The sequence below is a fragment of the Allobosea sp. Root670 genome (assembly GCF_001429415.1).
GTDB classification, from domain to species: domain Bacteria; phylum Pseudomonadota; class Alphaproteobacteria; order Rhizobiales; family Beijerinckiaceae; genus Allobosea; species Allobosea robiniae.
In genome coordinates, this window is sequence record NZ_LMJU01000015.1 from 237,517 (window position 1) to 261,718 (window position 24,202).

The following is a 24,202-nucleotide window of genomic DNA, read 5'->3' on the forward strand; positions in this document are numbered from 1 at the left end:
AGGTCGACGTCAGCGCGGCCACATCATCCGGCCGAGCTGCTCCAGAGTCTTCGCCTTCGACGGCCAGTCGGCGATCGCGATCTTGCCCACCGGATCGCTGGCGCGGTGCAGGAAGGTGAGAATCAGCAGCCGCCGGATCAGCGCGTCGTCGATGCGGTCCGGACCGTAGCCGTAGCCTGCGAAGAGCGCGCGCACCCGGCCGGGCTGGCCTTCGGTCATGAAGGCGCTGGGACCGAGCAGGTCATACTCCCCCAGGCCGGCGAAGACGTCGCCGAAATCGAACAGGCCGGCGAGATGCCAGCCGTCGCCACCCTCCGCCAGCAGGAAATTCTCAGGGATGTATTCGCCCGTCAGGATAACCGGGTCGATGTCGCGGGGAACGGCGGTCGACGCTGCCGCCAGAAGCTCGTCGAGCTCTTCGAGATAGCGCGCGGGCAGGCCGAGCCTGATCTGGCGCGCCCGGCAATGCGCGATCTGGCCGCTGATGAAGGCGGGCCAATCAGGGCCGAGCGCGGCGATCGGACCGGGTGGCACAGCCTGAACCGCGGCGATCGTCGCGCCGATCTCGGCCAGGATCCGCTCCTTCGCGGTTTCGGTAAGACCGGGCCAGACGTCCGCGCCGAGCGCGCCGTCGAGCCGCGTCATCGCAAGCCAGGGCCAGCCGTCGCGCTCGCCTTCGGCCACGAGCTCGGGAACCGGCAGCGGCAGCCTGTTCGCCAATTGCCCCAGCGAGGCACGCTCCGCCAGGAACTGTCTGCGCAGCAGGGGCGGGAAGATCTTCAGGATCAGCGTCGGGCCGAGGCCGATGACGAGGTTCGTCCCGGTGCCGAAGACGGTGACATCGGCCACGGGCAATCTCGCCGCGCCGGCGATATCGAGCGCCGCAGGCAGCCAGTCATTCGCTTGGCCGCGCCAGTCGTCGAACGCATCGATATCGGCAAAATGCGGCAGGCCGACCGTCATTCGGCTTCGTCGCGCCCGCTATCTTCCATATTCTTCCGCCGATACCCGGTCGCCAGCACGTAAAGCTCGGAGGAATCGGCGCGGCTCGCCGCCGGCTTGACGTTGCGCACTGTGGTGAAGTCGCGCTTCAGCATGGCAAGGAGTTCGGCGCTCTCGCCGCCCTGGAACAGCTTGGCGAGGAAGAAGCCGCCCGGCGCCAGCACGTCATGCGTGAATTCGATCGCGGCCTCGGCGAGCGCGATGATCTTGAGGTGGTCGGTCTTCTTGTGGCCGGTGGTATTGGCGGCCATGTCGGACATCACGCCGTCGGCACGGCCGCCGAGGCGCTCCGTCAGCAGGGCAGGCGCCTCCTCGGCCATGAAATCCATCTGGATCAGGTCGACGCCGGGAATCGGGTCGACGGCGAGCAGGTCGATGCCGACGATATAGCCCTTGCCCTGTTCCAGCCCGATGCGCTTGGCGGCGATCTGGCACCAGCCGCCCGGCGCGCAGCCGAGGTCGACCAGGCGTTGCCCGGATTTCAGGAACTTGTAGCGGTCGTCCATCTCCTCGAGCTTGAAGGCCGCGCGCGAGCGGTAGCCCATCTCCCTGGCCCGCTTGACATAGGGGTCGTTGAGCTGGCGCTCGAGCCAGAGCTGCGAGGAATGCTTGAGCTTGCCGGCCTTCTTGACCTTGACGCGCATGTCGCGCGCGCCGGCAGGCTTGCCGCCGGTCTTGCCGCCCGATTTTCCGGTGCTCATCGTGTCGAACCTATTTCCGCCGCCACCAGGCGCGGTCCTCATGCATCATGCGCAGCAGGATGCCCTCGCGCAGGCCGCGATCGGCGATGCGGACGCGCTCGCTCGGAAACGCGCGGCGGATCGCCTCGAAGATCGCGCAGCCGGCCAGCACCAGATCGGCGCGCTCGCGGCCGATGCAGGCATTCGCCGCCCGGGCGGCATAGTCCATCTCGATCAGGCGGTCGATCACCGTGAGGATGTCGCGCTGATGCATCCACAGCCCGTCGACCTCGCGCCGGTCATAGCGCGGCAGGTCGAGATGGATGCCGGCGACCGTCGTGACCGTGCCGGAGGTGCCGAGCAGGTGGAAGCTGCGGGCGTCCTTGGCCCCGGCCGCCTTCTTCGCGAAGGGCGCCAGCGCCTGCGCGCAATCCTCGACCATCCGCTCGAACAACTCGCGGCTGACCTCGATGCCGCCATAGCGCTCGGCGACCGTGACGACGCCAATTGGCAGCGAGGCCCATTCGCGGATGCGGGCGGCGGGATCGCGCGCCTCGCTGCGGCCGCCGAGCCAGACGATCTCGGTCGAGCCGCCACCGATGTCGAAGACGATGACGCTCTCGGCGGCCGGATCGGTCAGAGCAGCGCAGCCGGAGACGGCAAGCGCGGCTTCCGTGCGCTGGTCGATGACCTCCAGTGCCAGTTCCGCCTCCGCCGCGACGCGGCGGATGAACTCCAGCCCGTTGGTGGCGGCGCGGCAGGCTTCGGTGGTGACGAGCCGGGCGCGGGTGACGCCGCGATTCGCCATCTTGCCGCGGCAGATCTTCAGCGCCTCGACGGCGCGGTCCATCGCGGCATCGGCGAGGCGGCTGCTCGCGGCCAGGCCCTCGCCGAGGCGTACGATGCGGGAGAAGGCATCGACAACGCGGAAGCCGTGCTGCGCCGGCCGGGCGATCAGCAGGCGGCAATTATTGGTGCCGAGATCGAGCGCCGCATAGGTCGCGGATGGTGGACGCGGGGCAGAGGGCTGCTCGAAGCTCCTGAACGGCGTGACAGACGGAACCGCACCGGCCCGCTGCGGATCGGCGTTGCTTCTTTGCGGAGGCGCCACTGACGTGACGTCCCGTTGTTGCCGGTCCTCGACCGCCACCGATCCCAATCCCTCAACCTGTCCTATGCCCTGGAGCACGGACAGGGGCCGCAACACGGCGCGGCCCTGCTTCGTGATCAAGCTAACTACAGGGCAGACGACATGCCAAGCAGAACCTTGCCCGCTGGGAGACTTGCCGGACACCGGACCGCTTGCGCGGGAACCGGCTGATCGGCCAGTCTCCGCCGGCTTGACGCAAGACAGGGCAGGGAACCGACATGGCCGCCAGACATATCCTCGCCATCGACCAGGGCACGACCTCCTCGCGGGCGATCCTGTTCGATGCGTCGCTCGGCGTGGTGGCCAGCGCCCAGCGCGAGTTCCCGCAGCATTTCCCGGCCTCGGGCTGGGTCGAGCACGAGCCGGAGGATATCTGGGAGAGCGTGCTGGCCACGGCACGCGAGGCCCTTGCCAAGGGCGGCGCGAGCGCCGCGGACATCGCCGGCATCGGCATCACCAACCAGCGCGAGACGACGCTGATCTGGGACCGCCGGACGGGCCGGGCCATCCACCGCGCCATCGTCTGGCAAGACCGGCGCACGGCGCAGGCCTGCGCGGCGCTCGTCGCTGCCGGTCATGAAGAGCTTGTCGCGGAGCGGACCGGCCTGCGCATCGACCCCTATTTCTCCGCGACCAAGATCGCCTGGCTGCTCGACAACGTTCCAGGAGCCCGGCGCCGTGCGGAAGCGGGTGAGCTTGCCTTCGGCACGGTCGACTGCTTCCTGCTCTGGCGGCTGACCGGCGGGGCTGTACATGCGACCGACGCCACCAATGCCGCACGCACCATGCTGTTCGACATCGGCCGCGGCATCTGGGATTCCGATCTGCTCGACCTGTTCGGCATCCCGGCAGCGCTGCTGCCTGAAGTGCGCGACTGCGCCGCGCATTTCGGTGATACCGCGCCGGAGCTTTTCGGGGCGCCGATCGCTGTGCGCGGCATTGCCGGAGACCAGCAGGCGGCGACGATTGGGCAGGCCTGCTTCTCGCCCGGCATGGTGAAATCGACATATGGCACTGGCTGTTTCGCGCTGCTCAATACGGGCGACACGCCGGTGCGCTCGAAACATCGCCTGCTCAGCACCGTCGCCTACCAACTCGACGGCCAACGGACCTATGCGCTGGAAGGCTCGATCTTCATCGCCGGTGCCGCGGTGCAGTGGCTGCGCGACGGGCTCGGCATCATCGAAAAGGCGAGCGAGACCGGGCCGCTGGCCGAGTCTGCCGATCCCGAGCAGGACGTCTATCTGGTGCCGGCCTTCGTGGGCTTGGGCGCTCCGCATTGGGACGCGCATGCGCGCGGAGCGCTATTCGGACTGACCCGCAATTCCGGGCCGCGCGAGTTCGCACGCGCCGCGCTGGAAAGCGTCTGCTACCAGACGCTCGACCTCATCGAGGCGATGCGGGCCGACTGGCCGGACGCCGGCGCGGGCAAGCAGTCGGTGCTGCGGGTCGACGGCGGCATGGTCGCCTCAGACTGGACGATGCAGCGGCTCGCCGACATCCTCGACCTGCCCGTCGACAGGCCGACTGTTCTGGAGACGACGGCGCTCGGCGCGGCCTATCTCGCCGGGCTCGATGCCGGCCTGCTGCCGGAGCCCGATCGATTCGCCGACATGTGGCGGCTGGAACGGCGCTTCTCGCCGGCCATGGCCGCCAGCGAGCGCAAGCGCAAGGTCGCCGGCTGGCGCGACAGCGTCAGGCGGACGTTGAGTTCAACCTGAGAAGGGCAGCCAGCGCCGCTCAGCCGAGGACGCCACGGCGCATTCGATGAAGCGCACGCCGCGCGCGCCGTCGCCGACCTTCGGATAGTCCGCGTCGAGCGGGTCGGCTGTCGTGCCGGCCTTGCGCGCCCGGATATCGGCGAAGACGCCGCGATAGATGTTGGCGAAGGCCTCGATGAAGCCTTCGGGGTGGCCTGCCGGGATGCGCCCGGCGCGGCGGGCCGATTCGCAGAGCCAGGGCGAGGCGCGCGTGAAGATCTCGGTCGGCCCCTCGCGGCGGTAATGGACGAGCCGGTTCGGCTCCTCCTGCCGCCATTCCAGCGTGCCGTTCTCGCCGGAGACGCGCAGGCGGAGATCGTTCTCCAGCCCGGCATTGATCTGCGAGGCGACGAGCACGCCGCGTGCGCCACCCTTGAAGCGCAGCAGCATGCTGGCATCGTCATCGAGCGCACGGCCGGGCACGAGCGCGCCGAGATCGGCGACCAGTTCCTCGATCTGAAGTCCGGTCACAGACGAGACGAGGTTCTCGGCGTGGGAGCCGATATCGCCGAGCGCTCCCGCGATGCCGCTGCGGGCCGGATCGGTGCGCCAGCTCGCCTGCTTGTTGCCGGTCGCCTCAAGCGCGGTCGCGAGCCAGCCCTGATTGTACTCGACCACGACCTTGCGGATGCGGCCTAGCGCGTCCGAGCGCACCATCTCGCGTGCCTGCCGGACCATCGGATAGCCGGTATAGTTGTAGGTGACGCCGAATACGGTGCCGCGCCTGGCGACCGTCTCGACCAGTGCCGTGGCCTGTGCGCCGGTATGGGTCAGCGGCTTGTCGCAGACGACGTGGAAGCCGGCTTCCGCAAAGGCCTGCGCGATCGGGAAATGCGTGTCGGTCGGCGTGACGATGACGACGAGATCGACGCGCTCGGAGGCCGGGCGGGCGAGCTCGGCTTCGAGCAGGGCCTGCCAGCTTGCGTGGTTATGCGCATCGGCGATGCCCAGCGCGCGGCCGGATTCGCGGGCGCGCTCAGGCGTCGAGGAGAGGGCGCCCGCAGCCAGCTCCGCCTGCCCGTCGAGCGCGATGGCATGGCGGTGCACGGCGCCGATGAAGGCATCGCGGCCGCCGCCGATCATGGCATAGCGCAGCCTTGGCGCGGGTTCGTCGTTCATCGCGTGACCTGATGTTCTTGGAGATACGGCCGCCGCCGGAGCGGCGGCCCGAGGGTGCTGCCGCTCAGAACGGCGAGTCGGGGTGGTAGAAGTCCTTGGCGTTGCTCTTGTCGATCAGCACCGAGGGGATGATCGTGGTCGCCGGCAGCTTCTCGCCTTTCAGGCGAGCTTCCGCCGTCAACTTGATCGATTCATAGATGAATTTCGGGGAGTAGCTGACATTGGCCTGGATGCGCGGGTCCTTGCCGTCAAGGATGATCTTGACCATGTCTTTGGCCCCGGCGCCGCCGAAGATCACCTTGATGTCCTTGCGCCCGGCCTGGTCGATGGCGCGGATCGCGCCGAAGGCCATGTCGTCATCGGCCGCCCAGAAGGCGTCGATATCCTTGAAGCGGGTCAGGAAATCCTGCGTGACCTTGTAGGCGTCGTCGCGGTTCCAGTTGGCGTATTTGGCGTCGAGCAGCTTGATGTCGGGATGGCCCTTCAGCACGGCGTTGAAGGCGTCCATGCGCTCGTTGTCGAGCGTCGTCGGGATGCCGCGGAGCGCCACGACATTGCCTTTGCCGCCGAGCGTCTTGGCGATGTACTCGGCCGGGATCTTGCCGAAGGCGGTGTTGTCGCCGGCGACATAGGCATCCTGCGCCGAGGTGTCGGTCAGGCCGCGGTCGACCACCGTCACATAGGCGCCCTTCGCCTTCACATTGGCGACCGGCCGGGTCAGCGCCGCCGATTCGAACGGGAAGACGACGAGCGCGTTGATCTTGGTGACCGTGCTCAGGTCCTGGAGCTGGTTGGCCTGCTCGACGGCGTTGGCGGCGGTGCGGATGGTGATCTTGAGGTCCTTGTGCTTGGCCTCGAGATCCTTCTTCGCCTGGTTCGCCCAGTAGTTGATCCCGCCCATGAAGCTGTGCGTCGCGGCGGGAATGGAAACGCCGAGATTGACGGGCTCGGCTGCCGCGCTCGTCGCGGCGAAGGCGAGGCCCGCGGCGGTGGCGAGCATGAGGCTGCGTCTGGTCTGCGTGGACATCGCTTCTCTCCCTGGTTGACCGCCTTCAGCGGCGGCCTTTCTGCAAAAACGCGACGGTGATGATGACGAAGCCCTGCACGGCGGCGTTGAGATAGACGCTGATCAGGCTCGTCAGGTTGAGGATGTTGCTGATCACCGACAGCAGGATCGCGCCGATGACCGTGCCGGTGATGCTGCCATGGCCGCCCTTGAGCGCCGCGCCGCCGACGATGACCGCGGCGATGGCCTCCAGCTCCCAGAGCAGGCCGGTCGTCGGCGAGGCCGAGCCCAGGCGCGGCACATAGAGCAGCGTGGCGACGCCGACGCAGAGGCCAAGCAGCATGTAGGTGAGGATCTTGACGCGCTCGACATCGACAGCGGCGTAGCGGGCCACGGTCTCGTTCGAGCCGATCGCCTGGACATGCCGGCCGAAGATCGTGCGGTTCAGGACCAGTGCGCCCAGCAGCGCGACCAGCAGGAAGACCCAGACCGGGATCGGCACGCCGAGGAAGCTGCCATAATAGACCGGCGCGTAGAGATCGGCCAAGGCGTTGTCGAGGGTCAGCGCTCCACCATCGGCGAAATAGGTGAGGTATGCCCGGTAGATGCCGAGCGTTCCTAAGGTGACGATGAAGGGCTCGATGCGGCCCTTTGCGATCAGGATGCCGTGCAGCAGCCCGAAGACGCCGCCGAGCACGACTGCGAGCGCAGCCCCACCGATCACCGCCATCAGCGGCGAGCCGAAGGCACCGGCCGCCCAGTTGATGAAGAGGATGACGCAGCCGGCAATCAGCGCTGCCATCGAGCCGACCGAGAGGTCGATGCCGCCGAGGATGATGACGAAACACATGCCGACCGCGATGATGCCGATGAAGGCGGTGCGGGTGAGCACGTTCAGCGCGTTGTCGAGCGTGGCGAAATCGCTGTTCAACGTGGCGCCAGCCGCACAGAGCAGCACGAGGCCGATGATCGGGCCGAAGGCGGCAATGCGGTCGCCGAGCGGGACGGTCGCCTCGCGGGCGCGGGCCTCGGCTCGCTCTGCGGTGTCAAGCTGCGACATGGCGGGTCCCTGTGGCATGGGCGATCATCGTCGCTTCGGTCATCTCGTCGCCCTCGACCGTCGCGACCAGCCGGCCCTCGCGCATCACCGCGACGCGATGGGCGAGGCCGATCAGTTCGATCAGCTCCGAGGAGATGACGATAAGGGCAAGGCCCTGGGCCGCGAGCTTCTGGATCAGGAAATAGATCTCGCGCTTGGCGCCGACATCGACGCCGCGCGTCGGCTCGTCGAGGATCAGTACGCGCGGTTCGGGATGCAGCACCTTGGCGAGCGCCAGCTTCTGCTGGTTGCCGCCCGAGAGCGAGGCCGCCTTCATGCCGAGCGAACCGGCGCGGATGCCGAATTCGCCAATGGCGGCTTCCAGCGCTCGCTGCTCTGCCTCGTGGTCGAGCAGCGGCTTGGCGTAGCGCTCCAGCGCCATCAGCGTGAGATTGGGGCGCAGCGGGAAGTCGATATGCAGGCCCTTGCCCTTGCGGTCCTCGCTCAGATAGGCGAGCCCGTGTTGGGTGGCCTCGCGCGGCGAACCGAGCTGGATCAGCTTGCCGTCGCGTTTGATTGTGCCGGCGCCCGGCCTCAGGCCGAGTATGCCCTCGAAAAGCTCGGTCCGCCCGGCGCCGACCAGCCCGGCAAAGCCGAGGATTTCGCCCGGCCGCACCGTAAACGAGATGTCGCTGGCCCAGCCGGGCACTGAAAAATTCTCGACCGCCAGGGCCGGCGGCAACGCGGAATCGGCAGCGATCTTCTCGGGAAAGAGATCGGCGATCTCGCGCCCGACCATCATCGTCGCCATGGCGTGGCGGGTGAGCGAGGCGGTCGGGGCGCGGCCGACGAAGCGGCCGTCGCGCATGACGATGACCTCGTCGGTGATGCGTTCGACCTCGTCGAGCTTGTGCGAGATGTAGATGACGGTGATGCCCTCGGCCCGCATCCGCTCGATCAAGGCGAAGAGCTTTCCGGCCTCCGACGGCGTCAGCGTGGCGGTCGGTTCGTCCATGATCAGCAGGCGGGCTTTGCGCGACAAAGCCTTGGCGATCTCGACGAGCTGCTTCTCGGCGACGATCAGGCGCCGCACCGGCGTATCGGGGGCCCGCGCCAGCCCGACCTGATCAAGGGCGGTCTGTGCCCCGGTGCGCATCGCGTCTTCGTCGAGCAGCCAGCCCTTGCGGCGCTCATGCCCAAGGAAGATGTTGCCGGCGATCGTCAGGTCATCGGCCAGGTTGAACTCCTGATGGATCAGGACGATGCCTTTCGCCTCGGCTTCGCGCGAACCGGCGAAGGCTGCTGGCTCGCCGTCGATCAGGACGCGCCCCTCGCTCGGCTGCTCGTAGCCGGCGAGGATCTTCATCAGTGTCGACTTGCCGGCGCCGTTCTCGCCGAGCAGCCCGTAGACCTTGCCAGGCTCGAGATCGAAGGAGACGCCATGCAGCACCTCGACCGGGCCGAAACGCTTGACGATGCCGTCGAAACCGACAGCGAGGCCTGCGGTAGCGCTCATGCCGGGCCTCCCGCACGGAGCGCCTCGCGCATGGCGAGCACGCCGGCGCCGATCAGCCCGGTCTCAGGGCCGAGCGGGGCGGAGGTGATCTCGAGATGGCGCGTCGAGAGGGCGAGCGAGCGCTGGTTCACGCTCTGGCGGATCGCGGCGAGGAACATCGGGCCGATCGCGGAGACGCCGCCGCCGATGAAGATATGCGAGGGATTGTAGAAATTGACGAGTGCTGCCAGCACCTGGCCGATCAGGCGGCCGGAGCGGCGCACGATCGCGTCAGCCTCGGCATCGCCGGCGCGGCTGGCGGCGCCGATATCGGCCGCTTCGAGCTGGCCTTTCGTGACGAGACGGTCTGCCAAAGCGGGGCTGCGGCCGGCTTGGGCCGCTTCCAGTCCCATCGCGACGATGGCAGGGGCGGCGGCCATGGCCTCGACGCAGCCGCGATTGCCGCAGCGGCAGAGCGGGCCTTCGGGATCGGCGCAGATATGGCCGATATCGCCGGCCGAACCGTTCGAGCCGCGATACAGCTCGCCATGGCAGACGATGCCGCAGCCGATGCCGGTGCCGACCTTGATGACGAGGAAGTTCTCGATCTGCTTGCGCTGGCGCCAGAGCACGCCGAGCGCCATCAGGTTCACGTCGTTGTCGACGAAGATCGGCGCGTCGGTGATCTCGCGCAGGTCCTCGCGGATGGCATAGCTGTCCCAGCCCGGCATCAGTGGCGGGTTGACGAGCTGGCCGGCGGCGAAATTGACCGGGCCGGGCACGCCGATGCCGACGGCGAGCACGCGATCCGGCGCGATACCGTTCTGGGCGAGCATTGCGGGCAACAAAGTGCGCAGGCGGGCCATGATCGGGCCGGGGCCGGCCTGAACATCGGCTTCCTGCGCGTGGCGGGCGATGATGCCGAGATCGGGGCGGAGCAGCGCGATGTCGAGGCTGGTCGCGCCGATATCGATGCCGACGAGCACGCCGATGCGGCGATGGACGCAGAGGGTTTCAGGCCGCCGGCCGCCGGTGGAATGCTGGACGCCGGCCTCGTCGAGCAGGCCTTCCTCGATCAATCCGGCGGCGATCGCATTGGTCTTGCTGCGCGAGAACTGCAGGCTGTCGGCGAGCGCATGGCGGGCGGCGCCCCCGGACCAGAAGGTGGCCTCGAGCAGCGCAAGCTCGTCCGGGCTCAGCCTGTTCCAGGGCAGGGCGATCGCAGCCTCCTGTCGTTTCCCGCTCGGCCTTGTAGTGGCCGTTGCGATGCAGGCTATGGGATGGTCTCGAAATGGCTCAAGACCGAACTTCAACCTAATTCAGGCGGAAGTTAAATTGAAGGTGAGACGGAGATCGCGCGAGCGTGATCTGGACGTGCGGTCGATCCTTGGCGAAGCTGCGCCCAATGATGAAGGAGCAGACGATGCCGGCGACGATGCAGGGCCCCGCGATCTTTCTTGCCCAGTTCGCCGGCGACAAGGCGCCGTTCGACAGCTGGACCGGCATCACGGCCTGGGCCGCCGGGCTCGGCTATCGCGGCGTGCAATTGCCCAGCGGCGACAAGCGCTTCTTCGATCTGGAGAAGGCGGCTGCGTCTCAGGATTACTGCGACGAGATCGCGGGCGTGGCGCGCGAGAATGGCGTCACGATCACCGAGCTTTCGACCCATATCCAGGGCCAACTCGTCGCGGTCCATCCAGCCTACGATGCCGCCTTCGACGTCTTCGCGCCCGTGGAACTGCGCGGCAAGCCAAAGGAGAGGCAGGCCTGGGCGGTGGAGCAGATGAAGCTCGCCGCGAAAGCCTCGCGCCGGCTCGGGCTGGCCGGCTCGGTCAGCTTCACCGGCGCGCTCGCCTGGCCCTTCCTCTATCCCTGGCCGCAGCGGCCGGCGGGGCTCGTCGAGGAAGCCTTCGGCGAATTGGCGCGGCGCTGGCGGCCCATCCTCGATGCCTATGAGGAGCAGGGCGTCGATGTCGGCTTCGAGATCCATCCCGGCGAGGACGTCTTCGACGGCGCCACCTTCGAGCTCTTCCTCGACCGGCTCGGCGGGCACCAGCGCTGCCGGATCAATTACGATCCCTCGCATTTCCTGCTGCAGCAGCTCGACTATCTCGCCTTCATCGACATCTACCACGAGCGCATCAGCGCCTTCCATGTGAAGGATGCCGAGTTCCGCCCGGACGGCCGGCAGGGCGTCTATTCCGGCTTCTCGCCCTGGATCGGCCGGGCCGGGCGCTTCCGCTCGCTCGGCGACGGGCAGGTCGATTTCAAGGCGATCTTCTCCAAGCTCGCGCAATACGGCTTCGAGGGCTGGGCCGTGCTCGAATGGGAATGCGCGCTGAAGCATCCCGAGGACGGCGCGCGAGAGGGCGCCCGCTTCATCGCCGACCACATCATCCGCGTGACGGAGACGGCCTTCGACGATTTCGCCGGCGGCGGGGATCCGGGGCTGGCGCGGCGGATGCTGGGGCTGAACTAGGACAGGCGCCGGTCGAGCGTCTCGGCGATCCGCTCGACGAGCGCGGCATGGTCCGTCAGCAGGTCCTGAAGCGGCCCGATCGGGCGGAAGGCGCGGGAATCCTGCGCTTCCTCGCCCTCGCTCTCCCAGGTCTCGATCGCTTCGTCGGCGGCGGTCAGCCAGGCTTCCAGCGACGCGCCTTCGACAGGTGCGCCAGCTTCCAGAGCAAGGCGCTCCGCGATCCGGCGGCGCAGCGCGTCGCGGGCGGCCCGGAGCGCATCGAGTTCGTCGGTATAGCGCATGGTGAGGCGGCGCCCCGTTCAGTGCACGGTGGCGAGGTCGTCGTCGTCGGGATTGATCAGCCGGTCGAGGCCGAGCTGCTCGACACCATCGGTGAACTCGGTGAAGGCGTCGGCATCGGTGGCGAAAGCGTCCTGCCAGACGGTCGAACCGCCATCCTCGTCGATGAGTTCGAGGGTCCAGCCGTCGGTGCCCTCGATCTTGTAGATTTCCACCCGCACGGTCAGGCCGTCATGGGTGAAGGACTGCGACAGAGGCGAGCGAATGATGTGGGGGAATTCAGTCATCGCGTCAGTCTAGAGCATTTTCGAGCGAAGTGGACACCGGTTCGCGTGAAGAAAATGCGGCAGGATAGAGAGCTGGAGGCATTCCGCGATTCGGAGAATTGCGGAATGCCTCCAGCAGCTTCCTCGGGAGGGCGCAGCCGTTGCCGGCCGCGCCCCCATTCATTCGGCGGTGGTCACTGCCGCGGGCTCCGTGCGGCGCCAGCGCCGGACAAGGCGCACGACGCCGACATAGAGCAGCGGCACGAAGAACACGCCAAGGACGGTCGCGGCGATCATGCCGCCCATCACGCCGATGCCGATCGCGTTCTGACTCCCCGAGCCAGCGCCCGTGGCGACTGCCAAAGGCGTCACGCCGAGCACGAAGGCGAGCGAGGTCATCAGGATCGGCCGCAGGCGCTGGCGGGCCGCCTCCAGCGTCGCCTCGACGAGGCCCTTGCCCTTGGCTTCCTGCTCGATCGCGAACTCCACGATGAGGATCGCGTTCTTGGCTGCCAGGCCGATCGTCGTCAGCAGGCCGACCTTGAAATAGACGTCATTGGTCTGGCCGAAGAGCGTCGCCGCGAGCAGGGCGCCGAAGATGCCGATCGGGACCGACAGCATGACGGCGAAGGGGACCGACCAGCTTTCGTAGAGCGCGGCGAGGCAGAGGAACACGACCAGCATCGAGAGGGCGTAGAGCGCCACGGCCTGGCTGCCCGAGAGGCGTTCCTGGAAGGACAGCCCGGTCCATTCATGGCTGAAGCCGTTCGGCAGTTGCGTCATCAGGCGGTCGATCTCGTCCATCGCAGCGCCGGAGCTGACGCCGGCTGCGGCTGCGCCCTGCATCTGGACGGCGGCGGCGCCGTTATAGCGCTCCAGCCGTGGCGAGCCGTAGTCCCAGCGCCCGCTGGAGAAGGCCGAGAACGGCACCATCTCGCCGCCCTGGTTGCGCACATACCACCGCCCGATATCGCCGGGCTGCATGCGGAAGGGCGCATCCGCCTGGACATAGACCGACTTCACCCGGCCACGGTCGATGAAGTCGTTGACATAGGCCGAGCCCCAGGCCGTCGACAGGGTGTTGTTGATGGCGGCGAGCGGCAGGGTCAGCGCGCTCGCCTTCTCCTGGTCGATCTCGACCGCGTATTGCGGCGTATCCTCCTGCCCGTTCGGGCGGGTGCCGGTGAGCTGCTTGCTCTGCGCCGCGAGGCCGAGCAACTGGTTGCGGACCTCCATCAGGCGCGAATGGCCGGCGCCGGCGATATCTTGCAGGTAGAAATCGAAGCCTGCGGTGTTGCCGAAGCCCTGGATCGCCGGCGGAGCCAGAGCGTAGACCGTGCCGTCCTTGATCGAGCGGAACGCACCCATGGCGCGGCCGGCTATGGCCTGGGCCGTCGCCTGCTTGCCGACGCGCTCGGCGAAGGGCTTCAGCCTGACGAAGGCGAGGCCGACATTCTGGCCCTGGCCGCCGAAGCCGAAGCCGGCGACCGTCAGCACGCCCTCGACGAGGTCCTTCTCCTTTTCGAGATAATGCTTCTGGACCTCGTCGAGCACGCGCAGCGTCCGGTCCTGCGTGGCGCCGACGGGCAACTGCACGCTGGTCAGGAGGATGCCCTGGTCCTCATCGGGCAGGAAGGAGGAGGGCATGCGGGCGAAGAGCCAGACCATGCCGCCGGTGATCACCAGGAAGAGGAGCAGGAAGCGCAGCGGCCGCCCGATCATCCCGGCGACGCCGGAGCGGTAGCCGTTGGTGGTGCGCTCGAAATTGCGGTTGAACCAGCCGAAGAAGCCCTTGCGCGGGCCATGATCGCCGACCGGCTTGAGCAGGGTGGCGCAAAGCGCAGGCGTCAGCACCAGAGCGACGACGACCGAGAGCGCCATCGCGGTCACGATCGTCACCGAGAACTGCCGGTAGATCACGCCGACGGAGCCGCCGAAGAAGGCCATCGGCACGAACACGGCCGAGAGCACGGTAGCGATGCCGACCAGCGCGCCGGTGATCTCGCCCATCGACTTGATGGTGGCTTCCTTGGGCGAGAGCTTCTCCTCCTGCATCACGCGCTCGACATTCTCGACCACGACGATGGCGTCGTCGACGAGCAGGCCGATGGCGAGCACCATCGCGAACATCGTCAGCGTGTTGATCGAGTAGCCGGCCAGCGCCAGCACGCCGAAGGTGCCGAGCAGCACGACCGGCACCGCCAGCATCGGGATGAAGGTCGCGCGCAGGTTCTGCAGGAAGACGTACATCACGATGAAGACGAGGATGATCGCCTCGAACAGCGTGTGCACGACCTTCTCGATCGAGAGCGTCACGAAGGGCGTGGTGTCGTAAGGGTAGGTGACCTCGACGCCTTCCGGCAGGGTCTGCTTCAGCCGCTCGATCGTCGCGGTCACCGCCTTGGCGGTGTCGATCGCATTGGCGCCGGTCGCGAGGCTGATGGCGAGGCCGGTCGTCGGCTGGCCGTTATAGCGCGAGACGGTGTCGTAGCTCTTGGCGCCGAGCTCGACGCGGGCGACGTCGTTCAGCCGGACGATCGAGCCGGAAGCGCCGCTCTTGAGGATGATGTTCTCGAATTGCGAGACCGTCTGGAGCCGCGACAGCGCGGTCACGGTGGCGTTGAGCTGCTGGCCGCTGACCTGGGGCAGGCCGCCGAGCTGGCCGGCCGACACCTGCGTGTTCTGCGCCTCGATCGCCGCGGCGATGTCGGCGGGCATCAGCGCATATTTCCGCAGCTTGTCCGGGTCGAGCCAGATGCGCATGGCGTAACCGGCGCCGAAGAGCTGGGTCGTGCCGACACCCTCGACGCGCTTCAGCGTGTCGTTGAGGGTCGAGTCGACGTAGTCGGCGAGATCCGTCGTCGACATCCGCCCGTCCTTCGAGACGAAGGCGACGACCATCAGGAAGCCGGTGGAGGCCTTGGCGACCGAGATGCCGGTGCTCTGCACCACCGAGGGCAATTGCCGGGTGACGAGCTGCAGCTTGTTCTGCACCTGCATCTGCGCGACGTCGGGATCGGCCTGGCTGTTGAAGGTCAGGGTGATCTGGGCGTTGCCGGTCGAGGTCGAGGTCGCCGTCATGTATTGCAGGTTGTCGAGGCCGGTCATGCCCTGCTCGATGACCTTGGTCACCGAGTTCTCGACGGTCTGCGCGTCGGCGCCGGGATAGTTGGCGCTGATCTGGACGGTCGTCGGCGCGATCTGCGGATATTGCGAGATCGGCAGGGTACGCAGGGCGAGCAGGCCCGCCAGCATGATGACGATGGCGACGACCCAGGCGAAGATCGGCCGTTCGATGAAGAAGCGCGACATGGGGTCAGTTCTTCGCCGTGTTGCCGGCCGGCAGTTCGGCCCGGCGATTGGCTGATTTCAGCTCGCCGGTGGCCTCGTCGACGCTGACCTCGTTCGCCGTCACGGTCTGTCCCGGCCGCACGAGCTGGCCGCCCTCGACGATGATGCGCTCGCCGTCCTTGACGCCGCTGTCGACCAGCCAGTTGTTGCCGATATTGCGGCGGGTCACCAGCACGCGCTCCTCGACCTTGCCTTCGGCCGAGACGAATTTTGCGGTCGCCTCGCCCTTGGTGTTGCGCCCGACGGCGCGCTGGGGCAGCAGGAAATTGTTCTCGGCGATACCTTCCTGGATCTCCGCCCGCACGAACATGCCGGGCAGCAGCAGCCGCTCCGGATTGGGGAACTCGGCGCGGACGCTGAAGGTGCCGGTGGTCTCGTTGATGTTAGCCTCGGCGAATTCGAGCTTGCCGGATTGGGCATAGGCGTCGCCGGTATCGAGCTTGAGCTTCACCGCGACATTCGGGCCGGTGAATTTCAGGCGCCCCGAGGCGATGTCGCTGCGGAATTTCAGCAGGTTGGTGCTCGACTGGGTGACGTCGACATTGATCGGGTCGAGCTTGCGGATCGTGGTCAGTACCGCCGCCTGGTTGGCGGTGACCAGCGCGCCCTGGGTCAGTGCCGACTTGTCGATGCGCCCGTCGATCGGCGCCGTCACCTTGGTATAGGCGAGGTTGATCCGGGCGGCCTCGACATTGGCTTTGGCGGCCGCGACATCGGCCTGGGCCTGGCCTAGCGTCGCCGCGGCGTCGTCGGCGTCCTGCTTGCTGCCGGCGTTGCGCTGGAGCAGTTCGCGATAGCGATCGGCCCGCACCTGCGCATTGGCGACGGCGGCCTCGGCCTTGTGCTGGGCGGCGACGGCGCTGTCGAGAGCGGCCTGATAGGGGGAGGGGTCGATCTCGTAGAGCACGTCGCCGGTCTTGACCTCGCTGCCCTCGCGGAAAAGCCGCGACTTGATGATGCCGTTCACCTGCGGCCGGATCTCGGCGATCAGGCTGGCGGAGACGCGACCGGGCAGCTCGGCCGTGATCGCCACGGGCTGCGGATGCAATGTGACGACGCTGACCTGGATCTGCGGTTGCGGCGGGGGGGCCGCCGCCTTCTCGGAATTGCAGGCGGCCAGCACCGCTGCGAGGAGCAGCGCGCTCGGCAAGGCGTGGCGGGAAGAGGAAGAAGCGCGCTCGGCCGGCATGCGGAATCTCTTTTTGGAAACTGAAGGGTTTCTTATCTCTTGATTTCCGCCACTGTCAAACCCAAGAATGCGGCTTGATGACGGACATGATCGAGACAAGCTGCGAAATGAGTGAAAAATCCGCGTCGACCCGGGCGCGCGGACGCCCGAAGACGCGTTCCGACGAGGCCGAGCGGCAGCGAATCGTGCAATCCGCCCGCGACCTGTTCCTCGATGCCGGCTATGGCGCCACGACGATGGATGCGGTTGCGGCGCGCTGCGGCGTCTCGAAGCGGACGCTCTACCGGCTGTTTCCGGCCAAGACCGACCTCTTCCGCGTGATGGTGGCCGATCACCGGCGCTCGATGCTGGCGCTGCCGCGCGATCCCGACGAGGACCTGCCGCTGCCGGATGCGCTGGCTGCGATCTTCCGGCTCGATATCGACGAGATCGACAATCGCGAGCGGCTGGCCTTCGTCAGGCTCGTCCTCGCCGATTCCGACCGTTTCAGCGAGATCGGGGAGATGATCGTGCAGGAGGGCTCCGAACCGGCCCTGCGGCTTCTGGAGGACTGGCTCGTCGCTCAGCAGACGAAGGGCAGGCTTCGCGCCTTTCCGGCCGATGCGCTGGCCCGGATGCTGATGGACATGATCTTCTCCGTGCTGATCAAGCGCTTTCCCGGCGACCGGCTGCTGACCGTCGAGGAGCGCGCCCGTCACGCACGGCTTTGCCTCGACGTGTTCCTGGAGGGCGCCGCGGCGACGGTTTCATGACCGGAAGGGAAGCGCCCTGCGACCGGTGATCGAGGCAGGCCGAAACGCGCCTGTTGACCCGCTTGCAAATGGTGATTTCGGCTTGGCCGAGCCACGCGAGTGGCTGGGGGACTAGGATTCGAACCTAGACAACCAGAGTCAGAGTCTGGGGTCCTACCGTTAGACGATCCCCCAACGACAGGGCGCTTTGGGCCGCGCCGCGTTGGTGAGCCGGGGTCTAATCAATGCGATCCGGCTTGGCAAGAGCAGAATTCATCGTCTCTGCGAAACGATCACCGGAAAAGGGCTTCACGTGTCCGCCTCGGGAGAATTCGCGGGTTTTCGGTTGCGGGCAGCGAGAGGCCATCGCAGGGCTTCCATTGGGGACCTCCGGTCATCGGCCGACGGGGCCAGGTGGAGAGGCTTGCGCCTCCCGCTGCGACCTCGTCCGCCCGCTCGCTACCCCGGCTTGCGTTTCCGGCCTGCGCAAGACGCATGCGAACCGCCTTGCGTGGCAAGGGCTTCTTCGGTGAACATCGCCCCATGAAACAGCAAGATTCCGCCGCCGCGCTCTCCGTCTGGGTCGCGCTCGAAAGTCCCACCAGCCATCCAGCCGGCGTGAACGGCATGATGGACCTTGTCCAGAAAGATGTTGCGGGGCTGCCGATCGCGGTCGAGCGCATTCCCGGCCGTGACGGCCTCGGCGATATGGTCGTGCTGCGCGCCGGGCTCGACAACGGCCAGCCCGCCGTCGCGGTGATGTCGCATCTCGACACGGTGCATCCGGTGGGGACCAGCGCCAAGGAACTGCCCGTCAGGGTCGATGGCGACCGGCTCTACGGTCCCGGCGTCTACGACATGAAGGGCGGCGCCTGGCTCGCCCTGCAGGCCTTCAAGCAGGTCGCGGCTGCCGGCTCGGCCAAACGGCCGATGGTCTTCCTGTTCACGCCCGACGAGGAGATCGGTTCGCCGACCAGCCGGGGGCTGATCGAGGAGATCGGCCGGGGATCGAAGGCGGTGCTGGTCACCGAGCCGGCCCGCGAGGGCGGCAAGATCGTGACCGCGCGCAAGGGCGTCGGCCGCTTCGACGTCAGGCTGGAGGGCCGGCCGGCCCATGCCGGCTCGCGCCATGCCGATGGACGCAGCGCCATCCGCGAGGCTGCGCACCAGATCCTCGCCGTCGAGGGCATGACCGACTATGCGCGCGGCATCACCACCAGCGTCGCGCTGGTCGGTGGCGGCACGGCGGCCAACGTCATCCCGCAGCACGCCTGGTTCAGCGTCGATTGCCGCGTCACCACGCTCGCCGACGGCACGATGATGGAGAATCGGATCCTCAGCCTGAAGCCGCATGATCCCGATGTCGCGCTGCGCATCACCGGCGGCATGAACCGGCCGCCCTATGAGAAGTCGGCCGCGGTGGCGGAGCTGTTCGCGCTGGCCCGCAAGGTCGCCGCTGACGCCGGCTTCGACCTGCAGGATTGCCCGATGACCGGCGGCGGCTCGGACGGCAACTTCACCGCGGCGCTCGGCGTGCCCACCCTGGACGGGCTCGGCATCGATGGCGATGGCGCGCATACGCTGCAGGAATACGGGCTGATCTCGTCGATCGCGCCGCGCCAGGCGCTGATCAAGGGCTTGCTGGAGACGATCTGAAGCGCCGTGGCGCTTTCCAGGAACGCGCTGTCATCCCGGGCGACCGTAGGGAGACCCGGGATCCATGCCTGAACCTTTCCTGGAAGCGCTCCGGCATGGATCCCGGGTCTGCGCTTCGCTCCGCCCGGGATGACCCGCGCTTCAGGTTTGAAGGAACAGCAATGCAAAAAAAAGCCCCTCGCGATGCGGGGGGCTTTGTCGTTTCGGAACTGCCGGAGCCTCAGGCTTCCGGCTCGCCCATGCCGCCGGCGGCGAGGAATTTCTCGAGCCAGTGGATGTTGTAGTCGCCGTTCAGGATGTCCGGGTTGCGCACCAGCGTGCGGAACAGCGGCAGCGTCGTGTCGACGCCGTCGACGACGAACTCGTCGAGTGAGCGGCGCAGGCGCATCAGGCACTCGTCGCGGTTGCGGCCGTGGACGATCAGCTTGCCGACGAGCGAATCGTAATGCGGCGGGATCGTGTAGCCCTGATAGGCGGCGGAATCGACACGCACGCCAAGGCCGCCCGGCGTGTGGAACGAGGCGATCTTGCCCGGCGAGGGGCGGAAGGTTGCGTGATGCTCGGCATTGACCCGGCATTCGATGGCGTGGCCTTCGATGACGATGTCCGATTGCTTGAGCGAGAGCGGCGCGCCGGCGGCGATGCGGATCTGCTCGTTGACGAGGTCGATCCCGGTGATCATCTCGGTGACCGGGTGCTCGACCTGGATGCGTGTGTTCATCTCGATGAAGTAGAACTCGCCGTCTTCGTAGAGGAACTCGATCGTGCCGGCGCCGCGATACTGCAATTCGCGCATCGCCTTGGCACAGACCTCGCCGATGCGGTCGCGCTCGCCCGCGTTGAGGGCAGGCGAGGGGCCTTCCTCCCAGACCTTCTGGTGGCGCCGCTGCAGCGAGCAGTCGCGTTCGCCGAGATGGATCGCATGGCCGCGACCGTCGCCGAGCACCTGGATCTCGATATGGCGCGGCTTCTCGAGATATTTCTCGATATAGACGGCATCGTCGCCGAAATTGGCCTTGGCCTCGCTGCGGGCGGTGGAGAGCAGCACGGACAGCTCATCCTCGCTGCGAACGACCTTCATGCCCTTGCCGCCGCCGCCTGAAGCGGCCTTGATGATCACCGGGAAGCCGATCTCCCGGATGATCTTCAGCGCCTCCTGGTCATCCGCGACGCCGCCTTCGGAGCCCGGCACGCAGGGGATGCCGAGGCGCTTGGCGGTACGCTTGGCCTCGATCTTGTCGCCCATGCTGCGGATATGCTCGGCCTTGGGGCCGATGAAGGCGATGTTGTGCTGCTCCAGGATCTCGGCGAAGCGGGCGTTCTCCGAGAGGAAGCCGTAGCCGGGATGGACCGCATCGGCGCCGGTGATCTCGCAGGCCGCGATCAGGGCGGGGATGTTGAGATAGCTCTCGCGGGCCGGCGGCGGGCCGATGCAGACGCTCTCGTCGGCGAGGCGCACATGCATGGCGTTGGCGTCGGCGGTGGAATGCACCGCGACGGTCGCGATACCGAGCTCCTTGGCGGCGCGCAGCACGCGCAGCGCGATCTCTCCACGGTTGGCGATCAGGATCTTGTCGAACATCTTGAAACCCAAATCGGACCCGACGGCGCGCGGCGCCACGCTCACTCGATCACCAGCAGCGGCTCACCGTATTCCACCGGCTGGCCGTCCTCGACCATGATGGCCGTGACCTTGCCGGCGCGGGGCGCGACGATGTCGTTGAAGGTCTTCATCGCCTCGACCAGCAGAATGCGCTCACCCTGCTTCACGACGCTGCCGATCTCGACGAAGGGCTTGGCATCGGGCGAGGGGCGGCGATAGGCGGTGCCGACCATCGGGGAGGGCACGGCGCCGGGATGGGCGGCGGTCGGCTTGGCCTCGGCCGAGGCGGACGCCGCGACCGGAGCCGGCATTGCCATCGCCGGAGCGGCGACGGCGGCCGGGACCTGGACGGTCGCGGTGATGTTGCGGGCAACGCGGACGCGCAGATCGCCCTTCTCGACCTCGATCTCGGTGAGATCGGTCTGATTCAGAAGCTCGGCGAGCTCGCGGACAAGTTCGGGGTCGATCGGGCTCTTGGTCGCCATGGCGGGTATCACCGTCTTCTTCGGATATTCGGATGGGAGCGGCGGCCTTAGCCGCCTCCCGTTCAATGGGCTTCAGGCGGCTTTCGCCGCCCGCTTTTCCAGCAGCGGCACGATCGCGTCGAAAGCCAGGTCATAGCTCGCGACGCCGAAGCCGCAGATCACCCCGACGCAAACCGGCGCCATGTAGGAATGGTGCCGGAATTCCTCGCGCGCATGTACGTTCGAAATATGGACCTCGATCGCCAGTGCATCGACGCCCTTGATCGCGTCGCGCAGGGCGACCGACGTATGGGTATAGGCGCCCGCGTTGATGACGACGCCGGCGCCGGCCAGCCCCGCTTGCTGGATGAAGGTGACGAGCTCGCCCTCGAAATTGGTCTGGCGGAAGGTCAGCTCCACGCCGGCCGCCTCGGCCCTGCGGCGCAAACGTTCCTCGACGCCGGCCAGCGTGACCGCGCCATAGGTTCCGGGCTCGCGGGTTCCGAGCAGGTTGAGGTTGGGTCCGTTCAGGACGTGGACGGCGACCATCGGGGGCGTTGATTCCGGCACCGCGCGCGGGCGGCAGGAGCCGCCCTCATAAACGTTGAAAGCCGGCAGGGGAAGCCTGAAGCACCCTGCCGGCCCACTGGATCATATTGAAATGGCTGATCAGCCGGCGCAGTCGGTCTTGCCGCAGCGGCGCACGGAATCGATCTTCGCCTTGAGGGCGGCCTGGCCGACCGCGCCGAAGACGATCTCGTCGCCGATGATGAAGGCGGGCGTGCCGGTGAGGCCGAGACGGTCACCGAGCGCGACGGTGTCGGCGATCGCGGCCTTGGTGGCGGGAGCCTCGATGTCCTTCTTCAACTGGGCGAGATCAGCACCGGCCTCCTTGGCGATCTCGAGTGCCTTGGCGGCGTTGACCTTGCCCTTCACGGCCATCAGCTTGTTGTGGAACTCGAAATATTTCGGGCCCTGGAGCTGGTTCTTCGCGGCGACGGCGACGCGGCTGGCCTCGACCGAATCAGGGCCGAGGATCGGGAAATCCTTGAGCACGACGCGCAGCTTCGGATCGGCCTTGGAGAGCGCGGTAACGTCCTCCATCGCCCTTTTGCAGAAGCCGCAATTGTAATCCATGAACTCGACCAGGGTGATATCGCCCTCGGGATTGCCGATGATGACCGAGGTCGCGGGATCGGTGATGCGGGCCTTCTCGGCGGCGACCGCATTGCGCTGGGCATCGGCCTGGGCGACCGTGTTGCGCCGCTCCAGCTCGATCAGGGCGTCCTGGATGATCTCGGGGTTCTTCAGGATCGTCTCGCGGATCAGGTCGGTCACCGCCTTGCGCTGCTCGGGCGAGAGCGGCTGGCCCTGCGCCATGGCCGGCGCGGCAGAGGCCGCGAGCCAGAGGCTCAGCGCGACGGCGGCAGGCCGCAGGCAGGCGCGTGCCAGGCTGGTCAGGGTCGGGAAAGCCATCTCGTCATCCTTTCAGAGCCGCCGGCCTGGATTACGCCGGCGGAAGCAATGCGTCTGGGCGCGAGCTTGTGGGTCCTCGCGGGGTGAAGGTCAAATCACAGCTCTGCCAGCGGTCGCGGCCGATGGTTGCAGGCCGCCTTCGGCTCGGCTACGCGATCACGCCTCCTCGCGAAACCGGACAAGCCGATGTCGAAGCCCTTGATCGTGCCCGCCGCCTTGCCCGCCCTGGCCGAACGCGCCGAGCGCGTCGCGCCCTTCATCGTCATGGATGTGATGAACCAGGCGGCAGCGATCGAGCGCCGCGGTGGCTCGGTCGTGCATATGGAGGTCGGACAGCCTTCGGCGCCGACGCCGGCCTCGATCCGCGCTGCCGCCAGCCGGGCTCTGGAACACGGCCGGATCGGATATACGCAGGCGCTTGGCACGGATTCGCTGAGGGATCGCATCGCGCGCCACTATCAGGATGCTTATGGCGTCGCGGTGGCGGCCGAGCGCGTCGTCGTGACGACGGGTTCGTCCGGCGGTTTCATCCTCGCCTTCCTCGCCTGCTTCCAGCCGGGCGCGCGGATTGCGATCACGGCGCCGGGCTATCCGGCCTATCGCAACATCCTGATCGCGCTCGGGCTGGAGCCGGTGGCGATCGAGGTTGGCCCCGAGACGCGCTTCGCCCTGACGCCGGACCTGATCGAGCGCGCCCATCGCGAAAAGCCGCTTGCCGGCGTGCTGACGATGAGCCCGGCCAACCCGACCGGCGTGGTGATGACGCCTGAAGCCATTGCCGATGTCGCCGCCTGCTGCCGCAAGCTCGGGCTCTGGTACATCTCGGACGAGATCTATCACGGGTTGACCTACGAGACGCCGGCGACGACGGCGCTCGCCGCCGACCCCGACGCGATCGTCGTCAACTCCTTCTCCAAGTATTATTGCATGACCGGCTGGCGCGTCGGCTGGCTCGTGGTGCCGCAGCGCCTCGTGCGTACGATCGAACGGCTGCAGCAGAATTTCTCGATCTCGGTGCCCTATCTCAGCCAGGTGGCGGGCGAGGCGGCTTTCGACGCGACCGCGGAATGCGAGGCGATCAAGGCCGGCTATGCCGCGAACCGCAGCTTCCTGCTGAAGGCATTGCCGGAGATCGGTCTCGGCGATTTCCTGCCCGTGGACGGAGCCTTCTACATCTATCTCGACATCGGCCGGCACTCGAACGATTCCATGGCCTTCTGCCGCAGCGTCCTCGAAGAAGCCGGCGTCGCGATCACGCCCGGGCTCGATTTCGACGAGGCCCGCGGGGCGCGCACGATCAGGCTCTCCTTTGCCGGTTCGCTCGGTGAATGCGAGGAGGCGGTGACGCGCATCGGCGCCTGGATGAAAAAGCGCTGAGCGACGGCGCGCGCGGCCTCGGAAACCGCTTGCCAGATTTCAGGGAAGCCTCACATTCTGCCGCTGTGGGATAGCGTGGA

The 24,202-nt window shown here is 67.3% G+C and carries 21 protein-coding genes and 1 tRNA gene; 5 read left to right on the plus strand and 17 right to left on the minus strand.

What is annotated here, in order from left to right; all coding sequences use genetic code 11:
* Positions 1 to 9 precede the first annotated feature (9 nt).
* From ASE61_RS13575 to ASE61_RS13585, 3 genes are read right to left on the minus strand one after another with little or no spacing between them, the layout of a single operon-like run.
* Complete coding sequence (locus ASE61_RS13575) at positions 10 to 963, minus strand: aminoglycoside phosphotransferase family protein (RefSeq protein WP_061967718.1); 954 nt, start codon at positions 961 to 963, stop codon at positions 10 to 12.
* Positions 960 to 1,703, minus strand: coding sequence for an RlmE family RNA methyltransferase (locus ASE61_RS13580; protein WP_061967720.1), 744 nt, complete (start codon positions 1,701 to 1,703; stop codon positions 960 to 962). The genes ASE61_RS13575 and ASE61_RS13580 overlap by 4 nt, the downstream gene beginning before the upstream one ends.
* 10 nt (positions 1,704 to 1,713) lie before the next feature.
* Positions 1,714 to 2,832, minus strand: a complete 1,119-nt coding sequence (locus tag ASE61_RS13585; protein ID WP_413813537.1) for a Ppx/GppA phosphatase family protein — start codon at positions 2,830 to 2,832, stop codon at positions 1,714 to 1,716.
* Positions 2,833 to 3,050: 218 nt separating this feature from the next.
* On the opposite strand from ASE61_RS13585, the gene glpK reads away from it, so the two are divergent.
* On the plus strand, positions 3,051 to 4,553 hold the full coding sequence (gene glpK / locus ASE61_RS13590; RefSeq protein WP_061967723.1) for a glycerol kinase GlpK: 1,503 nt from the start codon (positions 3,051 to 3,053) through the stop codon (positions 4,551 to 4,553).
* Here the strand turns inward: glpK and ASE61_RS13595 are convergent.
* The 5 genes from ASE61_RS13595 to ASE61_RS13615 form a co-directional block, all read right to left on the minus strand.
* Entirely contained in the window at positions 4,545 to 5,711 is a 1,167-nt protein-coding gene (locus ASE61_RS13595; protein ID WP_061967724.1) for a Gfo/Idh/MocA family protein, read from the minus strand. The two genes, glpK and ASE61_RS13595, sit on opposite strands and share 9 nt — an antisense overlap.
* Positions 5,712 to 5,775: 64 nt before the next feature.
* Positions 5,776 to 6,738 (minus strand): substrate-binding domain-containing protein, encoded by a 963-nt coding sequence (locus ASE61_RS13600; RefSeq protein ID WP_061967726.1) that lies wholly within the window; start codon positions 6,736 to 6,738, stop codon positions 5,776 to 5,778.
* 25 nt (positions 6,739 to 6,763) lie between these two features.
* On the minus strand, positions 6,764 to 7,777 hold the full coding sequence (locus ASE61_RS13605) for an ABC transporter permease (protein ID WP_156407095.1): 1,014 nt from the start codon (positions 7,775 to 7,777) through the stop codon (positions 6,764 to 6,766).
* Positions 7,764 to 9,272 carry a sugar ABC transporter ATP-binding protein gene (locus tag ASE61_RS13610; RefSeq protein WP_061967729.1) on the minus strand — a complete coding sequence of 503 codons (1,509 nt, stop codon included), beginning with the start codon at positions 9,270 to 9,272 and terminating at the stop codon, positions 7,764 to 7,766. Before ASE61_RS13610 ends, ASE61_RS13605 begins: the two co-directional genes overlap by 14 nt.
* The gene (locus ASE61_RS13615; protein ID WP_200959637.1) at positions 9,269 to 10,564 is read right to left on the minus strand and encodes an ROK family protein; all 1,296 of its coding nucleotides are present in this window, start codon (positions 10,562 to 10,564) and stop codon (positions 9,269 to 9,271) included. Before ASE61_RS13615 ends, ASE61_RS13610 begins: the two co-directional genes overlap by 4 nt.
* A 110-nt stretch (positions 10,565 to 10,674) precedes the next feature.
* On the opposite strand from ASE61_RS13615, the gene ASE61_RS13620 reads away from it, so the two are divergent.
* Positions 10,675 to 11,730 carry a sugar phosphate isomerase/epimerase family protein gene (locus ASE61_RS13620; RefSeq protein ID WP_061968303.1) on the plus strand — a complete coding sequence of 352 codons (1,056 nt, stop codon included), beginning with the start codon at positions 10,675 to 10,677 and terminating at the stop codon, positions 11,728 to 11,730.
* On the opposite strand, the gene ASE61_RS13625 is transcribed toward ASE61_RS13620, so the two are convergent.
* The 4 genes from ASE61_RS13625 to ASE61_RS13640 form a co-directional block, all read right to left on the minus strand.
* Positions 11,727 to 12,011, minus strand: a complete 285-nt coding sequence (locus ASE61_RS13625) for a hypothetical protein (protein WP_061967731.1) — start codon at positions 12,009 to 12,011, stop codon at positions 11,727 to 11,729. The genes ASE61_RS13620 and ASE61_RS13625 overlap by 4 nt on opposite strands.
* Before the next feature lie 18 nt (positions 12,012 to 12,029).
* Positions 12,030 to 12,296, minus strand: coding sequence for a hypothetical protein (locus tag ASE61_RS13630; protein ID WP_061967734.1), 267 nt, complete (start codon positions 12,294 to 12,296; stop codon positions 12,030 to 12,032).
* Positions 12,297 to 12,455: 159 nt separating this feature from the next.
* Complete coding sequence (locus ASE61_RS13635; RefSeq protein WP_061967736.1) at positions 12,456 to 15,587, minus strand: efflux RND transporter permease subunit; 3,132 nt, start codon at positions 15,585 to 15,587, stop codon at positions 12,456 to 12,458.
* 4 nt (positions 15,588 to 15,591) lie between these two features.
* Positions 15,592 to 16,815: an efflux RND transporter periplasmic adaptor subunit gene (locus tag ASE61_RS13640; RefSeq protein ID WP_061967737.1), complete on the minus strand. Its 1,224-nt coding sequence runs from the start codon at positions 16,813 to 16,815 to the stop codon at positions 15,592 to 15,594.
* Positions 16,816 to 16,922: 107 nt separating this feature from the next.
* Between ASE61_RS13640 and ASE61_RS13645 the strand changes: the two genes are divergently transcribed.
* On the plus strand, positions 16,923 to 17,567 hold the full coding sequence (locus ASE61_RS13645; RefSeq protein ID WP_244492832.1) for a TetR/AcrR family transcriptional regulator: 645 nt from the start codon (positions 16,923 to 16,925) through the stop codon (positions 17,565 to 17,567).
* A gap of 100 nt (positions 17,568 to 17,667) precedes the next feature.
* On the opposite strand, the gene ASE61_RS13650 is transcribed toward ASE61_RS13645, so the two are convergent.
* A tRNA-Gln gene (locus tag ASE61_RS13650) sits at positions 17,668 to 17,741 on the minus strand.
* Between the two features lie 348 nt (positions 17,742 to 18,089).
* On the opposite strand from ASE61_RS13650, the gene ASE61_RS13655 reads away from it, so the two are divergent.
* On the plus strand, positions 18,090 to 19,202 hold the full coding sequence (locus ASE61_RS13655) for a M20 family metallopeptidase (protein ID WP_061968305.1): 1,113 nt from the start codon (positions 18,090 to 18,092) through the stop codon (positions 19,200 to 19,202).
* A 220-nt stretch (positions 19,203 to 19,422) separates the two neighbouring features.
* On the opposite strand, the gene accC is transcribed toward ASE61_RS13655, so the two are convergent.
* The 4 genes from accC to ASE61_RS13675 form a co-directional block, all read right to left on the minus strand.
* Positions 19,423 to 20,784, minus strand: coding sequence for an acetyl-CoA carboxylase biotin carboxylase subunit (accC, locus tag ASE61_RS13660; RefSeq protein WP_061968307.1), 1,362 nt, complete (start codon positions 20,782 to 20,784; stop codon positions 19,423 to 19,425).
* Between the two features lie 41 nt (positions 20,785 to 20,825).
* Entirely contained in the window at positions 20,826 to 21,290 is a 465-nt protein-coding gene (gene accB / locus ASE61_RS13665) for an acetyl-CoA carboxylase biotin carboxyl carrier protein (RefSeq protein WP_061967741.1), read from the minus strand.
* Positions 21,291 to 21,362: 72 nt separating this feature from the next.
* Positions 21,363 to 21,818 (minus strand): type II 3-dehydroquinate dehydratase, encoded by a 456-nt coding sequence (gene aroQ / locus ASE61_RS13670; RefSeq protein ID WP_061967742.1) that lies wholly within the window; start codon positions 21,816 to 21,818, stop codon positions 21,363 to 21,365.
* 120 nt (positions 21,819 to 21,938) lie between these two features.
* Entirely contained in the window at positions 21,939 to 22,745 is an 807-nt protein-coding gene (locus ASE61_RS13675; RefSeq protein ID WP_061967744.1) for a DsbA family protein, read from the minus strand.
* A 186-nt stretch (positions 22,746 to 22,931) separates the two neighbouring features.
* Here ASE61_RS13675 and ASE61_RS13680 point away from each other — a divergent pair, with 186 nt between their 5' ends.
* Positions 22,932 to 24,122 (plus strand): pyridoxal phosphate-dependent aminotransferase, encoded by a 1,191-nt coding sequence (locus ASE61_RS13680; protein WP_061967746.1) that lies wholly within the window; start codon positions 22,932 to 22,934, stop codon positions 24,120 to 24,122.
* Positions 24,123 to 24,202: the final 80 nt, after the last annotated feature.